Genomic DNA, 15327 nt, shown 5'->3' on the forward strand with positions numbered 1-15327 from the left:
GCGCGCACCGGGCACCGGCCGCGCGGGCGACGGCGACCGTCGCCCCGCCGACCCTCGACGGCGCCGAGGAGCACGTGCGCCTCATCGTCCGTGCGCCTCGCGGCGTCCGGGCCGAGCTCGCACGGACCCTGCACGCCGCTGCCGCGGTGCGCAGCGCGCGCCGCGAGCCGGGCGCCGTCCGGGTCAGGATCGACCCGGACGACCTGGGCTGAGGTCGCACGCGCCGTCGGCGCACACGAGGGCCGGGTCCTGGGCGGCGATCCCGCGGGCCACGAGCAACCGGTGCACCTGGCACCCCAGGCAGACCCCGAGCACGGCCTCGAGCCACATGAGCGTCAGGCAGAGCAGGCAGATGCCGCGCGGCAGCCAGCCCGTGACCCCGGCGTTCGTGATCCCGGTCATGGCGACCGACATGCCCAGCCCGAGGGACCAGGCGAACCGCTTGGGGCGCAACGACACCGGCTCCGGCGGCAGCCGCCGGACCAGCAGCCCGGCGACCGCGCCGACCGGGGACCGCTGCGGCCCGGCGGCGACGCGCAGCGCGAAGTCGAGCGCGAAGAAGGCCGTGACGATCCGCAGCGGCAGGTAGTCCTTCGCGAGGAGGGCCTCGAAGAAGGCGACGGCACCGAGCACGAGCGTGAGCCCGGCAGCGGCGCGGACCGTGCGCTCGTCGACGAGGGACGATGGCCTGACGGCGATGGTCGGCTGCATCCGCACATCGGACCCCGGCGACGTCAGCACGGCGTCACAGCGGGCTCAGCGGCGGGCCGTCAGCCCGCGAGGTGCGACCAGCGGCCCTCGAGGTCGGACCACGTGCCCTGGTCGACGGCCCGGCCGCCCTGGAGGACGACGACCCGGTCGGCCCGGACGAGCGCGGCGCGCTTGGAGGTGGATCCGACGACCGTCACTCCGTGGTCGCGCAGGGCCTGCCAGAGCGCCAGCTCGGTCTGCACGTCGAGCGCGGACGACACGTCGTCCGCGACGAGCAGCTCGGTCTGCGGTGCGAGCGCCCGGGCCAGCGCCAGCCTCTGGAGCTGGCCGCCCGAGAGCCGGGTGCCCTTGTGGCCGATGACGAGGCCGAGGCCGCCGCCCGCCGCCGCGAGGTCGTGGTCGAGCTGGGCGGTCGAGACGGCGTCCACCGGGTCCACCTCGTGCCCGAGCCGGATGTTGTCCGCGACCGTGCCGGAGAGCACCCGGGGGAGCTGGGCGACATAACCGACCTGGTTCGGCCGCAGGAACGCCTCCGGGTCGACGACGGGGTCGCCGTTCCACCGCAGGTCGCCGACGTGGTGGACGATGCCGGCGAGGGCCCGCAGCAGCGACGACTTGCCGGAGCCGACCGGCCCGACGACGAGCACGAGCTCGCCGCGGCGGACCGTGAGGTCGAGGCCGCGGACGCCGACCGTGCCGTCCTCGTGGACAGCGCCGAAGCCGACGAGGTCGAGCCGGCGCAGCGGCCGGCGCGGCGCCGGCACCGGGGCGGGCGCCGTCCCGGCCGAGATGTCGACGCCGGGCACGGGGGCCGAGTACTGCGCGACCCCGGCCATCGTGACCGTCCGCCGGGTCCACACCCGGGCCGAGGGCATCGAGGACACGAGCGAGGCCGTCGTCCACGCGAACCAGTTCGCCGCGGCGAGCGTCGACACCGCGACGAGGGTCGCGGCCGCCGACAGGTCGCCCGCCAGGTAGAGCGCCCAGGCGCCGATGGGCAGCAGGCCGCTCGTCGCGGACGGCGTGGAGCGGGCCCACACCTGGGTCGCGATCTCGCGGCGCTGGCGCTCGCTGCGGTCGGCGTCGAGCCGGGCCAGGTGGTCGAGCACGGGGCCGGTCGCGCCGGCCAGCTTGACGGTCCGGGCCGCGGAGAGCGTCGAGACGAGGGCCGTCGCGAAGGCGGCGCGGGCGGCGACGGTCCGCCGGGCCGAGCGCGCCAGCCGCGGCCCGAAGGCCGTCGCGGCGAGACCGGAGACGGCCATCGTGCCGAGGAAGAACATCGCCGGCACCGGGGTGCCCGCGACGAGGGTCATGGCGACGGCCGCGGCCAGCGCGATGCCGGTGTCGATGACGTTGTCGCCGAGCATGACGACGCGTTCGGTGTCGCCGGCCTGGGCGACGACCTCGGCGGGGGTGTGCGCGCTGACCCGGCGCGGCCCGGTCTGGCCCTGGACGAGCCGCAGCCCGATCCGGAGCATCTGCCGCACCCACCACTCGGGGAACCAGCGGTTCGTCAGCCACGGCGTCGGGGAGAGCAGGACGAGCGCCGTGACGATCCCGGCGGCCGGCCAGAAGACGCTCCCGGTGCCGTCGACGATGCCGGCCCAGAGCACGGGCAGCACCGAGCCGTCGAGGCCGACGACGACCATGACGGTCCAGACGCCGACGGACGCGAGGCCGTAGCGCTTGTCGTTGAGGACGAGGCGGACGATCTCGCGCAGCGTGCGGGCGGGCGGCGGGTCGGGCAACGGTGGCGGCTCGGCCTTGGCCGTCGGGCGCGGCTGCGGGACGGCGCCGGTCCGGGGCTCGCGGACGGCGAGCGCGGTGCCGCCGCCGGACGGCGTGGCGCCGGTGCTGCCGGTCCCCGGCGGGTCGAGGAGGTCCGGGCCGCCGACGAGCAGCGGCTCGGCCGGGACGTCGTCCTCGTCGTCGAGCCGGCCCGCCGCCAGGAGCTCGGCGAAGCGCCGCGAGCGGGCGAGCCCGGTGGCCTCGAGGACCTTGCCGTCGCCGAGGACGACGACGTCGTCGCAGTGCGCCACGGTGGAGAGCCGGTGCGCGATGAGGATGCCGATCCGCCCCGCGAGCAGCCGCTCGGTCGCCTGCTGGACGCGCACCTCGGTCGCCGGGTCGAGCCGCGCCGTCGCCTCGTCGAGGACGACGACGTACGGGTCGCGGACGAGGATCCGGGCGAACGCGACGAGCTGCTCCTGCCCGGCCGACAGCACGTGCCCGCCGTCCCCGAGCCGGGTCCCGAGCCCCTCGGGCAGCTCGGCGACCCAGGCGTCGAGGCCGAGCTCGGACAGCGCCGCCCCGGCCCGGTCGAGCAGGGCGGGGTCGAAGAGCGCGACGTTCTCGGCGAGCGTCCCGGCGAGGATCTCGGTGCGCTGCGGGACGAGCGCGACCCAGCGGCGCAGCAGCTCGACGTCGAGGTCGACGAGGTCGTGCCCGCCGAGCAGGACGGTGCCGCGGGGGACGTCGACCGCGCGGGTGAGGACCTTCGCGAGGGTCGACTTGCCCGAGCCGGTCCGCCCGACGAGCGCGTAGGAGCGGCCGCGGGCGAAGTGCAGGCTGACGTCGTCGAGCACCGGCCCGCGGGCGGACTCACCGGCCGCGTACCGGAAAGTGAGGTGCCGGACCTCGAGGTCGCCCTCGACGGGCGGCCGGCCGCCGACCGGCTCCTGCTCGGAGCCGGCGAGCTGCTGGATCCTGCTCCAGGCGCCCAGCGTGCTCTGCAGGTCGGGGAGCATCCGGGTGACGTGCTCGACGGTGACGCCGAAGGAGACGGCGAGCAGCCAGACCGAGGTGAGCCGGGCGCCGTCCACCCGCCCGGCCGCGAAGGCCCAGGCGCCGCCGACGACGAGACCGGCGATGGCGAGCCGGGAGGCGACCGAGGCGATCGTCGTGACGTGCGCCGAGAGCCGCCAGACGGTCCGGCCGCGCGAGAGCACCTCGCTCGCACGGCGCGCGTAGAGGCTGAGGACGTAGGGCTGGGCGAGCGTCGTGCGGACGTCGTCCTGGCCGTGGATGCCCTCCTCCATGACGGCGGCGACGTCGGACCAGGCCTCCTCCTCGGACATCCGGGCCGGGGCGATCGCGCCGATCCGGCGGCGCAGCGCGAGCGAGAGCGCGGCGACGAGCAGGAGCATCGTCACCCCGGCCGGCCACCAGACGAGCGTCGCCGCGACGACGGAGAGCACAGCGCCGGTCACCGACTGGGCGAGCCGGACGCCGGAGCCGCGCAGCTCGGAGCCGACCTGGTAGACGTCGCCGTCGATCCGGTCGAGGAGCTCGCCGACCGGGGTCGCGTCGAGCGCCGGCATCGGCTGCAGGAGCGCGACGCGGCAGAGCCGGCGCCGGACGTCGGCCGACCAGTCGGCGGTGAGCGCCGCCGCGACGAGGCCGACGAGGACCTGGCCGGCGACCTTGAGGACGAGCGCGGCCGCGAGGACGAGGAAGAGCATCGTGGACCGGTCGACGAGGACCGGACCGGCGAGGGCCGCACCGGCCGCCTCCCCGATCGCGCCGAGGACGATCAGGCAGGCGATCGCCGCGGTCGAGCGCGGCGAGGTGGCCCACAGATCGCGCAGGAGGCGCACGCGGGGTCCTTCCGTCGGGGGTGGTGCCTGTCGTCCGGCCCGGACCAGGTGGTCGGGTCGAGCGACGCAGGCACGTCCACGCTCCCGCCGGGACCATGATCGGCTCAAGTCGTTTTCGCTGCTGCTGCGGTGCTGCCCCGGGGCCGTGGACGAGTCTGCTCCACGGCCCCGGGGGCTGCTGCACCGGATGGTGCGTCGTTCAGGTGGGGGGCGTCAGCGGCCCACCACGGTCACAGTGGCGGAGCACGTCTCGAGGAGCGGCCCGAGCGGGACGTCCGTGTCGAGGGTCGAGCTGTTCTCCCGCCGGGTGGCGACGAAGCGCAGGTCGCTGGCGCCCTTCGGCACCGAGGCGCCGAGCGAGGTCAACGTCAGGCCGGACCCCGTCCCGAGCGTGGTGACCATGCCGAGGATCGGCGTGCCGTGCGTGACGTCGTCGATGTGCACCTCCCAGCGGCCGCCCTGGATCGTCGGGTTCGCGGTGAGGACCATCTCGACCCGCTTCTGGAAGCCCTTGCGCAGCGTCAAGCCCAGGCCCGAGCCGCCGTCGCAGGCCGGGACCGTGCCGACGGTGGCGATGGCCGCGGCGCTGCTGCCGCCTCCGCCACCGGTTCCGCCGCCGCCCCCACTGCCACCGCCGCCACCGGTGCTGGGCGAGGCCGCCATCGCGGTGGCGGGAGCGAGGACGCACGCGGCGGCAAGGGTCAGTGCCGCGGCGACGAGGGGTCGTCTCATGGGTCGGATCTCCGTCCGGTCGTGGGCTGTGCCCCGGAGGAGACTCTCGTGATCATGGAAGATGTTGCCACACGACAAACGTGCTAGTACCCCGCACGGCCCGGCACGCAGTGTCACGGCCGCGCCGGTGCGGACGGCGGTCAGCAGGCGTTGAGCTCGACCCGCCAGCCCGTGCCCTGCCGGTACCGCGCGGTGAAGGCGATGCCGCCGAGCTCGTCGAAGGTGCTCGCGGGCCCGACCCGGCCGTCGAAGGTCACGTCGTCCCAGCCGGGCACCTCGCCCCAGACGACCCGCAGCGACGGACCCGGGCGCGGCGCCCACCCGCCGCACGTGTCGCAGCCGCCGTTCGCGATGTCCACGTAGGCGGCGCGGATCGCGACGTCCGCGGCGGCCCGCGACGACGGGGCCAGGACGGCGAACGCCGGGGTCCGGGCCGCGAGCCGGCGCGCGGCCGCGAGGTCGGCGGCGAAGTTCGCCGCCGGGGTGGCCCCGTTCTTCATGCACCCGAGGATGTCGCGGGCCTCCTCGGAGGTCCGGCGCAGCGGGCCGTAGTCGGAGTACTCGGTGAACCGGACGAGGGAGTTCCGGCGGGACACGAGGTTGGCGTAGAGGCCCAGCGCCGTCCGCTGGAGCTCGGCGGGGGTCCCCGCGGGGATCGCCCGCGCGACGTCGGTGACGTCGAGCCGTCTCACGGCGCGGGCGGCGGCGTCCGACGGGTCGACGACGTCGGGGCCGAAGTCCTCGTTGACGCGTCGGGCCACGGTCCGCACCCGGGCGTCGGCCGCCACGACGACCCGGAAGAACCGGGCCAGCTGTGCGGACGCACCGGGTGTCGCGGTCGTCGCAGCGGTGGTCGGCCCGACGTCCGCAGGTGTGGTCGGAGCCGTGGTCGGAACTGTGCTGTGAGGGGTCGTCGTCGTGCCGCCGGGTGGGCCGGTGGTCGACGCGCCCGGTCCCGCCGGCCCGGAGCCGGTCCCGCACGCAGCGATGACGAGCACCGCACAGACCGCGGCCGTCGTCCGGAACGTCCGTCTCATGACGCACCCCCGCGGGGAGCAGCCCGGGACGGGCCGACGCGCCACCGTCCGCTGCCGCCTCGTCCCTCCAGCCCATCACGCGGGCCGTGCCGCGGCCAGGGGCGAAGGCCACCGGTGGCCGGGCCCCGGGGGCCGTCCTGCGTCGCGGGGCCTACGGTGCTGGGATGACTGTCGTCGAGGTCGTCGGGGTCTACGACGCCGACCACACCCTGCGGGGCGAGGTCGCCTACGTCGTCGGCAAGCTCCTCGGGCGGCGGCACTGCGCGCTGTGCGACGTCACGCACTCGCCGGTGCGGCGCAAGCGGGAGTGGGACGCCCTCGTCGCCGGGTCCGCCGTCCCGGTGCGCGCCGTGCACCGGGACGAGCGGGACGCCGCGCTGGTGGCCGCGACGCCGGTGCTGCCCGTCGTCGTCGGCCGGCTGGACGGCGGCGGCTGGGTGACGCTGCTCGACCCGGACGCGCTCGAGACCGCCGGCGGCAGCGTCGAGCGGTTCGCCGTCCTGCTCCGCGACGCGCTGGCCCGGGCCGACGGGCAGGCGGACGCATGATGCTCGTCGTCCTCGCGGGCCGGCCGGGGACCGGGAAGACGACGCTCTCCCGACTGGTCGCCGGCCGGCTCGGCGCTGCACTGCTCAGGGTGGACGCCGTCGAGGCGGTCGTCGTCCGGTGCGGCCTCGCCGAGCCGCCGGTCGGGGTCGTCGGCTACGCCGTGGCGCACGAGGTGGCCGCGTCGACGCTGCGCGTCGGGACCCCGGTCGTCGTGGACGCCGTGAACCCGGTGCCGCAGGCCAGGTCGGGCTGGCGCGGCCTCGCGGCCGAGACGGGCGCCCGGCTCGTCGTCGTGGAGCTCACGACCGCGGACGCCGCCGAGCACCGGCGCCGGGTCGAGGCCCGGACGAGCGACCTCGACGGGCTCACCGTGCCGACCTGGCAGCAGGCGTCGCAGGGCGAGTACGTGCCCTGGGACGAGACCGCGACGGACCGCGGCTGCTGCTCGACACCTCCGGCGGCGTCGAGGTTCTCGTCGACCGGGTGCTGGCGGAGTGCGTCCCTGACGCAGGGACAGCCGAGGCGGTCCTCGACGCGGCGCGACGCCGTGCGGACGCTCTCGTCGCCGGGGACCCTTCGGTGCTCAGGGCGATGCTGCACCCGGCCTTCACGTGGACGACGTTCTGTGGGGCGGTGCTCGACCGTGACACCTACGTGCGTGGCAACACCGACGGCAGCCTGGTGTGGCACGCCCAGACGCTGTACGACCCCCGGGTGGTCGTGACCGGCGGCACGGCCGTCGTCGTGGCGCAGGTGGACGACGACGTCGAGCGCGACGGCGTCCGGCAGACGTTCCGTCTGCGACTCACTCAGACCTGGGTCGCCGACCGCGCAGCGGGATGGATCTGCGTGGCCGGCCACGCGCACGCGCCGACCGCCTGATCGTCGCCAGCGCGGAAACTTCGCTACAGCGGGATGTGGTGGAGTCTCCACGCTGGCGTCCGGGCTGCGCGCCAGGTGGTCATGCCCGGCTCGTGACCCGTCGTGGAAGCGCCCCTCAGCCCGGCGTCGCGATGCGCGGCGGGTGCAGCACCGCGAAGGCGTCGGTGACCTCGAGGCTCGGGTGCCGGAAGCGGTACACGGCCGCGGGCCGGCCGCCGGAACGACCCGAGCGGAGCACGTCGCCGGTCGGCTCGATCTGGTCGCGGCGGGCGAGGATGCGCTGCAGGTTCGTCACGTCGACCTCGTGGCCGAGGCAGGCGCGGTAGTACCGGGCGAGCTCGCTCATGGTGAAGGTCGGCGGTACGAGGGCGAAGCCGAGGTTCGTGTACGAGAGCTTGGACCGCAGGCGGGAGCGGCCGGCCCCGACGACGTCCGCGTGGTCGAACGCGAGCCGGGGGAGCGCGTCGACGGGGTGCCATCGGGTGTCCGCGGGCACGTGCGGGTCGGCGTGGCCGGGGACGAGCCCGAGATAGGTCGTCGCGACGACCCGCTCGCCGGGCACGCGGCGGGGGGCGCCGCGGCTGTCGAGCTGCTCGAGGTGGGAGAGCTCGCGGACGTCGACCTTCTCGGCGAGCTGGCGCCGGATCGACTCGCGGAGGTCCTCGGCCGGGCCGAGCGTGCCGCCGGGCAGGGACCAGCGCCCGGCGTGCGGGGCGAGCGCCCGGCGCCACAGCAGGACGTGCAGGACGTCGTCCCGCACCTGGAGCACCACGCCGAGCACCTCGTGCCGCGACGGCTGCGCTGTTCCGTGCGTCACGTCGGGCGGTCCGGGCTCGGGCGGTCGGCTCAGGCTCACGGGGCTCATGTTATCGTCCTCCCATCAGTTATCGACGACCAGTCGATAACCAGAGCGTCCGGCAGGCGGAAACCTGGTCGTCAGGACCGCGCCGGGAACGACGGAGGACCCATGAGCCAGGCGAGCGCCACGACGTCCGGCAGTGCCACCGAGCAGTGGTTCCGGGAGGTCCGCGAGCTCGCGGCCCGGCGGGACGCGCTGATCCTCGCGCACAACTACGTGCGCCCCGAGATCCAGGACGTCGCCGACCACGTGGGGGACTCGCTCGCGCTGTCCCGGGTCGCGGCGACCGCGCCGAACCGCGAGATCGTCTTCTGCGGCGTCCACTTCATGGCCGAGACCGCGAAGATCCTCAGCCCGGACAAGACCGTCCTGATCCCGGACGCCGCCGCCGGCTGCTCGCTCGCCGACACGATCCACGTCGAGGAGCTGCGCGCCTGGAAGGCACTGCACCCGGGGGCGGTCGTCGTCGCGTACGTCAACACGAGCGCCGCGGTGAAGGCCGAGAGCGACATCTGCTGCACGTCGTCCAACGCGGCGGACGTCGTCCGCTCCGTGCCCGCCGGCCGGAAGATCCTCTTCCTGCCCGACCGGCACCTCGGTGAGCACGTCAAGCGGGTCACCGGCCGCGCGGACATGGAGATCTGGCAGGGCCAGTGCCACGTCCACGAGGGGATCGGCGGGGACGTCCTGCGCGCCCGGGTCGAGGCCGAGCCGGACGCCGACGTCCTCGTGCACCCCGAGTGCGCGTGCGCGACGTCCGCGCTGAGCCTCGTCGCGAGCGGTGCCGTGGCGAAGGACCGGGTCCGGATCGTCTCGACCGGCGGGATGGTGGACGCCGCCCGGCGTACCGGTGCGGGCCGGGTGCTCGTCGCGACCGAGACCGGCATGCTCCACCAGCTCCGGCGGGCCAACCCGGGCACGGTCTTCGAGGCCGTGAGCGACCGGGCGGTCTGCCCCTACATGAAGATGACGACGCCGGAGAACCTGCTCAGAGCGCTGCGGGAGGGCCGGGACGTCGTCGAGGTCGACCTCGCGGTCGCGGCGAAGGCCCGGCTCGCCGTCGAGCGGATGATCGCCATCGGCTCGCCGGCCGCGGGCGGGGAGTGAGCGCGATGGCCGCGACCGTCCCCGTTCAGCGGTTCGGCCGGGCCCGGCAGGTGCGTCCGGTCGTCGGGCGGACGGCGTCCGCACCGGTCGTCGCCCGGCTCGCCGCGCCGGCGGCGACCGCGGCGCTCGAGACCGACGTCCTCGTCGTCGGCACCGGGATCGCCGGCCTCGCCGTCGCCCACGGGCTGGCGGGCAGCGGCCTGCGGGTCGACCTCGTGACGAAGGCGTCCGTCGGCGAGGGCAGCACGCCCTGGGCGCAGGGCGGGATCGCGACCGGGGGCGCACCGGACGACGCCCCGGCGCTGCACGTCGCCGACACCCTGGCCGCCGGGGCCGGCCTCGCCGACGAGGCGGCTGTCTCGGCCCTCGTCGCCGAGGCCCCGGTGGCGGTCGGAGCCCTGCTCGCGGCCGGCGCCCGGTTCGACACCGACGCCGACGGCACCCTCGCGTGGACCCGTGAGGGCGGCCACAGCCGCTCCCGGATCATCCACGCCGGCGGCGACGCGACCGGGCTCGAGGTGCAGCGCACGCTGCAGTCCGCGGTGCTCGGCACGGGCGCGGTCCGGGTGCACGAGCGCACCTTCCTCCTGGACCTGCTCACCGCGGACGACGGCACGGTCGTCGGCGCGCTGCTCGCCGGGCTCGGGGCGGACGGCGGCTGCCGCGAGGTCGTCCGCGTCGGGGCCCGGGCCGTCGTCCTCGCCTCGGGGGGCCACGGCCAGGTCTTCGACTCGACGACGAACCCGGCCGTCGCGACCGGTGACGGGCTCGCCGCCGCGGTCCGGGCGGGGGCCGCCGTCGCGGACGCGGAGTTCGTCCAGTTCCACCCGACGGCGCTCGCCGCCCGTCGCCCCGGCCAGACCGGCGCCCAGCGCCCGCTCGTCTCCGAGGCCGTCCGCGGCGAGGGGGCCGTCCTGCTCGACGCCGAGGGCACCCGGTTCATGGCCGGCCGGCACCCGCTCGCCGACCTCGCCCCGCGGGACGTCGTCGCCGCGGCGATCGGCGAGCGGATCGCCGCCACCGGTGCCGGGCACGTGCTCCTCGACGCCCGGCACCTCGGCGCGGCGGTTCTCGAACGCCGCTTCCCGACCGTGCTCGCGTCCTGCCGGGCCGCAGGCGTCGACCCGGTCACCGAGCCGGTCCCGGTCCTGCCGGCGGCGCACTACGCGTGCGGCGGCGTCGTCGCCGACCTCTCCGGCCGGACCAGCCTCGCCGGGCTGTTCGCCGTCGGGGAGGTCGCGCGGACCGGCGTCCACGGTGCGAACCGGCTCGCCTCGAACAGCCTCCTCGAGGCGCTCGTCGTCGGCCGCCGGCTCGCCGCCCTGCTGCGGGCCGACCTGCCGCCCCGGCGGTCCGCCGACGCAACGGCCGCGCCGGGCGACGGGCGGACGGCGGCCGGCGGGCTCGTCCCGGCGGGTGCCCGGGCGGCGCTCACCGCGGGGATGAGCCGCGACGCGGGCGTCCTGCGCGACCCGGAGGCCCTCGCCTCCCGGGCGGGGCTGCTCGCCGACCTGGTGCACCCGGCCCCGGGCACGCTCGGCGTGCCCGGCCTCGCCGACTGGGAGACGACGAACCTGCACGCCGTCGCCTCCGTGCTCGTGGCCGCCGCCCTGCTGCGCGAGGAGAGCCGCGGGTGCCACCGGCGCACCGACGTCACCGCGCCCGACGACGCCTGGCGGCACCCCGTCGTCGCGAGCCTGCACCCGACCGCAGACCCGACCGATCCCGCCCGTGGGCCCGGCGCCCCGGGCACCGTCCGACTGGAGGTGCGGCCGTGAGCCCGCAGACCGTTGCGCAGCCCCTTGCGCAGACCCTCGCCCCGCAGGAGTGCCGCCGGCTCGCGGCGCTCGCCCTCGACGAGGACCTTGCCGGCGGCACCGACATCACGACCCTGGCGACGGTGGCCGCGCAGGCCGTCGCGACCGGAGACCTCGTCGCCCGCCGCGCGGGGGTCGTCGCCGGTCTGCCGGTGGCCCGCGCCGTCTTCGAGCAGGTCCTCGCCGGCGCGGGCCTGACGCCGGAGCAGGCCCGGGACGCGGTCGTCGAGCACGTCGCCGACGGCTCCCGGGTCGTGCCGGGCGACGTGCTGCTCACGGTCACCGGCCCGGCGCGGGCGGTCCTCACCGGGGAGCGCAGCGCGCTCAACCTCGTCGGCCAGCTCTCCGGGGTCGCGACGCTCACGGCCGCCTGGGTCGAGGCGGTCGGGGGCACGGGCGCCGTCGTCCGCGACACCCGCAAGACGGTCCCCGGGATGCGTGCCGCCCAGAAGTACGCCGTCCGCTGCGGCGGCGGCAGCAACCACCGGATGGGGCTGGCCGACCAGGCCCTCGTCAAGGACAACCACGTCCTCGCCGCCGGGTCCGTGACCGCGGCGCTGGCCGCCGTCCGCGCCGTGCACCCGGACGTCGTGTGCGAGGTCGAGTGCGACACCCTCGATCAGGTCGTCGAGGCGGTGGCCGCCGGGGCGACGCTCGTCCTGCTCGACAACATGGACCTCGCGACGACCCGGGCCGCCGTCGAGATCGCCCGGGCGGCGGGGGCGCGGACCGAGTCGAGCGGCTCGCTGAGCCTCGACCGGGCGCGCGCGGTCGCGCTCACGGGGGTCGACTTCCTCGCCGTCGGTGCCCTGACCCACTCGGCGCCGGTCCTCGACATCGGCCTCGACCTCAGGGAGCCCGCCGCGCGCCCGTAGACTGCGGGCCTACCGTCTGACGAGGAGCGTTCGTGTCGATCAAGCCCATCCGCCTGTTCGGGGACCCGGTGCTCCGGGAGAAGGCCCAACCGGTGAAGGACTTCGACAAGGAGCTCCGGATCCTCGTCAAGGACCTGCAGGACACGATGATGGAGGCGCCGGGCGCCGGCCTCGCGGCCCCGCAGATCGGCGTCGGCCTGCGGGTGTTCACGTACTACGTGGACGGCACCCTCGGGCACCTCATCAACCCCGACCTCGACCTGTCGGAGGACCTCCAGGACGGCGAGGAGGGCTGCCTGTCCTTCCCCGGCATCTACTACGACACCCCGCGGGCGCTGCGCGTCGTCGCGAAGGGCTTCGACGAGAACGGGGAGCCGGTGACGATCGAGGGCAGCGAGCTGCTGTCCCGGGCGATCCAGCACGAGACCGACCACCTCGACGGCATCCTCTTCATCGACCGGATGGACCGCGACCAGCGCAAGCTCGCCCTCAAGGCGATCCGCGAGGCCGAGTGGGCCGGGCAGGCCCCGGTCGTCAAGCAGAGCCCGCACGCCACCTTCGGGCGCGCGCTCTGAGATGAGAGTCGTCTTCGCGGGCACGCCCGCGGTCGCCGTCCCGTCCCTCGAGGCGATCGCCGCGTCGTCCCACGAGGTCGTCGCCGTCGTGACCCGCCCGGACGCCCCCGCCGGCCGCGGCCGCAAGGTCGTCCGGTCGGACGTCGGCCGGTGGGCTGATGCGCACGACGTGCCGGTCCTCGCCCCGCGCAGGCCGTCGGAGCCGGAGTTCCTCGACGCGCTCCGGGAGCTCCTCCCGGACTGCTGCCCGGTCGTCGCCTACGGCGCGCTCGTGCCGCGGCCGGTGCTCGACGTCCCGAAGCACGGCTGGGTCAACCTGCACTTCTCGCTGCTGCCGGCGTGGCGCGGCGCCGCCCCCGTGCAGCGCGCGGTGATGGCCGGCGACCCGGTGACCGGGGCGTCGACGTTCCTCCTCGAGGAGGGCCTCGACACCGGGCCGGTGTACGGCGTCCTCACCGAGACCGTCCGGCCGCGCGACACCTCCGGGGACCTGCTCGGCCGGCTCGCGCAGGCCGGTGCCGGGCTGCTCGTCGCGACGCTCGACGGCATCGAGGACGGCTCGCTCACCGCGGTGCCGCAGATCGGGGACGGCGTGAGCCTGGCACCCAAGGTGAGCGTCGAGGAGGCCCGCGTCGACTGGTCGCTGCCGGCCTTCGTCGTCGACCGCCGGGTCCGTGGCTGCTCGCCGGAGCCGGGCGCCTGGACGACGCTGCGCGGCGAGCGCGTCAAGCTCGGACCCGTGTCGCCGGTGCCGCAGGAGCAGGCACCCGCCGACGCGCCCGACCCGGCCGACGGCGGTGCCCGCCCGGGCACGCTCGTCGTCGGGCGGCGCGACGTGCACGTCGTCACAGGGGGAGGGGTCGTGAAGCTCGGGCTGGTCCAGCCGCAGGGCAAGCGACCGATGCCGGCGGCCGACTGGGCGCGCGGTCTGCGGATCGACGCCGGAGAGGTCTTCGCATGAGCCCCCAGGAACGCCCGCGCCCGGCTGGCCGCAGGTCCGGCGGCCCGCGCGGTGCGGGCGCCGCGCCCGCCCGCGCCAAGACCCGTAACGTCGCGCGCCGCGAGGTCGACCCGGCCCGCGTCGTGGCCTTCGAGACGCTCGTCGCCGTCCAGGCCGACGACGCGTACGCCAACCTCGTGCTGCCCCGGCTGCTGCGCGAGGCGAAGCTGCACGGCCGGGACGCCGGCTTCGCGACCGAGCTCGCCTACGGCACGCTGCGCGGGCGTGGCACGTACGACGCCGTCCTCGCCGCGTGCGTCGACCGGCCGCTCACGGACGTCGACCCCGCGGTCCTCGACGCGCTCCGGCTCGGGGCGCACCAGCTCCTCGGGATGCGGGTGCCCGCGCACGCCGCGGTCGACGCGACCGTCGACCTCGTGCGGTCCGAGATCGGCCAGGGCGCAGCGGGTTTCGCGAACGCAGTGCTCCGCAAGCTCGCGCTGCAGGACCTCGACACCTGGCTCGACCAGGTCGCCGGGCCCGAGGCTGCCGCGGCCGACCCGGACGGTGCGCTCGGCGTCCGGTACTCGCACCCGGTGTGGATCGTGCGTGCCCTGCGGGACGCGTTGCGGTTCAACGGGCGGGACGCCGCGGACCTCGAGCCCGTGCTCGCCGCCGACAACGCGCGCCCCGTCGTCACGCTCGCGGCGCTGCCGGGGCTCGTGACGACCGACGAGCTCCGGGCCCAGCTGCCCGGGGCCGCCGACGACGCGCCGGAAAGCGGTGCGGCGCACCCTGCCGCGACGCCTGCGCGGGAGCCGTACTCGCCGTACGCGGTGCCGATGACGGGCGTCCCCGCGGACGTCAAGGCGGTCCGCGACGGCCGGGCCCGGGTCCAGGACGAGGGCAGCCAGCTCGTCGCGCTCGCCCTCGCGTCGGCGCCGCTCGACGGCCCGGACGGCGGCCGCTGGCTCGACCTGTGCGCCGGCCCGGGCGGCAAGTCGGCCGTCCTCGGGGCGCTGCTCGGCAGTCGCCGGGAGGCCGGCGACCTGCCGGCCGGGGCGCGGCTCGTCGCGAACGAGGTGACGCCGCACCGCTGCGAGCTCGTCCGCGGTTCGGTGGCGGCCGTCGTCCGGCGCTGGCCGGGGGCGGTCGACGTCCGGCTCGGGGACGGTCGGGAGCTCGCCGACGAGGAGCTGGACCTCTACGACCGGGTCCTCGTCGACGCCCCGTGCACCGGGCTGGGGGCGCTGCGCCGCCGACCCGAGGCCCGCTGGCGGCGCACCCCGGCCGACCTCGCCGGTCTCGCCCCGCTCCAGCGTGACCTGCTCCGGGCCGCGCTGGCCGCCGTCCGGCCCGGGGGTGTCGTCGCGTACGTGACCTGCTCGCCGCACCCGGCCGAGACCGGTCTCGTCGTCGACGACGTGGTCCGCAAGCGCAGCGACGTCGAGCGGCTCGACGCCCGCGGCGTGCTCGCCGAGGTGACGCAGGGCCGGCTGTCCGACGCCGGGCCCGGTCCCGCCGTCCAGCTCTGGCCCGACGTGCAGGGCACCGACGCGATGTTCGTCGCGCTGCTGCGCCGGACGGACTGACCCGCCAGGTGCCTCGAGGGTCGGGGAGCCCCGGCGGGCGCCGCCGGTAGGCTCC

At 76.3% G+C, this 15327-nt stretch carries 13 protein-coding genes and 2 pseudogenes; 10 read left to right on the forward strand and 5 right to left on the reverse strand.

The genetic code is table 11. The features are described from left to right. Window positions 1–212: pseudogene (locus EDJALFJO_RS34680) on the forward strand (primosome assembly protein PriA); the annotation flags it as partial. Here EDJALFJO_RS34680 and EDJALFJO_RS30780 read toward each other — a convergent pair. The 4 genes from EDJALFJO_RS30780 to EDJALFJO_RS30795 form a co-directional block, all read right to left on the reverse strand. After that, entirely contained in the window at window positions 184–711 is a 528-nt protein-coding gene (locus EDJALFJO_RS30780; protein ID WP_143448884.1) for a DUF4395 domain-containing protein, read from the reverse strand. The pseudogene EDJALFJO_RS34680 and the gene EDJALFJO_RS30780 overlap by 29 nt on opposite strands. Window positions 712–770: 59 nt before the next feature. Beyond that, entirely contained in the window at window positions 771–4307 is a 3537-nt protein-coding gene (locus EDJALFJO_RS30785) for an ABC transporter ATP-binding protein/permease (protein WP_088290345.1), read from the reverse strand. A gap of 213 nt (window positions 4308–4520) precedes the next feature. After that, entirely contained in the window at window positions 4521–5039 is a 519-nt protein-coding gene (locus tag EDJALFJO_RS34685) for a hypothetical protein (protein WP_088290348.1), read from the reverse strand. A gap of 140 nt (window positions 5040–5179) precedes the next feature. Beyond that, complete coding sequence (locus tag EDJALFJO_RS30795; RefSeq protein WP_143448887.1) at window positions 5180–6076, reverse strand: hypothetical protein; 897 nt, start codon at window positions 6074–6076, stop codon at window positions 5180–5182. A gap of 164 nt (window positions 6077–6240) precedes the next feature. On the opposite strand from EDJALFJO_RS30795, the gene EDJALFJO_RS30800 reads away from it, so the two are divergent. The 3 genes and pseudogenes from EDJALFJO_RS30800 to EDJALFJO_RS34690 all read left to right on the forward strand — a co-directional run bounded on the left by EDJALFJO_RS30800 (window position 6241) and on the right by EDJALFJO_RS34690 (window position 7507). Next, window positions 6241–6624, forward strand: a complete 384-nt coding sequence (locus EDJALFJO_RS30800) for a hypothetical protein (protein WP_088290352.1) — start codon at window positions 6241–6243, stop codon at window positions 6622–6624. Continuing rightward, window positions 6624–6920: pseudogene (locus tag EDJALFJO_RS36630) on the forward strand (AAA family ATPase); the annotation flags it as partial. The gene EDJALFJO_RS30800 and the pseudogene EDJALFJO_RS36630, both read left to right, overlap by 1 nt. 284 nt (window positions 6921–7204) lie before the next feature. After that, window positions 7205–7507 (forward strand): DUF4440 domain-containing protein, encoded by a 303-nt coding sequence (locus EDJALFJO_RS34690; protein WP_233150135.1) that lies wholly within the window; start codon window positions 7205–7207, stop codon window positions 7505–7507. Between the two features lie 115 nt (window positions 7508–7622). Here the strand turns inward: EDJALFJO_RS34690 and EDJALFJO_RS30810 are convergent, their stop codons facing one another. Next, on the reverse strand, window positions 7623–8357 hold the full coding sequence (locus tag EDJALFJO_RS30810) for an NUDIX domain-containing protein (RefSeq protein ID WP_369812590.1): 735 nt from the start codon (window positions 8355–8357) through the stop codon (window positions 7623–7625). Between the two features lie 117 nt (window positions 8358–8474). Between EDJALFJO_RS30810 and nadA the strand changes: the two genes are divergently transcribed. The 6 genes from nadA to EDJALFJO_RS30840 are packed head-to-tail and all read left to right on the forward strand — an operon-like array spanning window position 8475 to window position 15272. Then, window positions 8475–9473, forward strand: coding sequence for a quinolinate synthase NadA (gene nadA, locus EDJALFJO_RS30815; RefSeq protein WP_088290358.1), 999 nt, complete (start codon window positions 8475–8477; stop codon window positions 9471–9473). A gap of 5 nt (window positions 9474–9478) precedes the next feature. Continuing rightward, a complete protein-coding gene (locus EDJALFJO_RS30820; protein WP_088290419.1) occupies window positions 9479–11251 on the forward strand; it encodes an L-aspartate oxidase in 1773 nt (590 codons plus the stop codon). Then, complete coding sequence (gene nadC, locus EDJALFJO_RS30825) at window positions 11248–12165, forward strand: carboxylating nicotinate-nucleotide diphosphorylase (protein ID WP_198950802.1); 918 nt, start codon at window positions 11248–11250, stop codon at window positions 12163–12165. Before EDJALFJO_RS30820 ends, nadC begins: the two co-directional genes overlap by 4 nt. 32 nt (window positions 12166–12197) lie before the next feature. Next, entirely contained in the window at window positions 12198–12740 is a 543-nt protein-coding gene (def, locus tag EDJALFJO_RS30830; protein ID WP_088290360.1) for a peptide deformylase, read from the forward strand. 1 nt (window position 12741) lies between these two features. Then, window positions 12742–13701, forward strand: a complete 960-nt coding sequence (gene fmt, locus EDJALFJO_RS30835; RefSeq protein ID WP_088290362.1) for a methionyl-tRNA formyltransferase — start codon at window positions 12742–12744, stop codon at window positions 13699–13701. Beyond that, window positions 13698–15272 (forward strand): RsmB/NOP family class I SAM-dependent RNA methyltransferase, encoded by a 1575-nt coding sequence (locus tag EDJALFJO_RS30840; protein ID WP_088290364.1) that lies wholly within the window; start codon window positions 13698–13700, stop codon window positions 15270–15272. The genes fmt and EDJALFJO_RS30840 overlap by 4 nt, the downstream gene beginning before the upstream one ends. Window positions 15273–15327 lie beyond the last annotated feature (55 nt).

It is taken from the genome of Kineosporia sp. A_224, from assembly GCF_002198655.1.
Taxonomy (GTDB): domain Bacteria; phylum Actinomycetota; class Actinomycetes; order Actinomycetales; family Kineosporiaceae; genus R-H-3.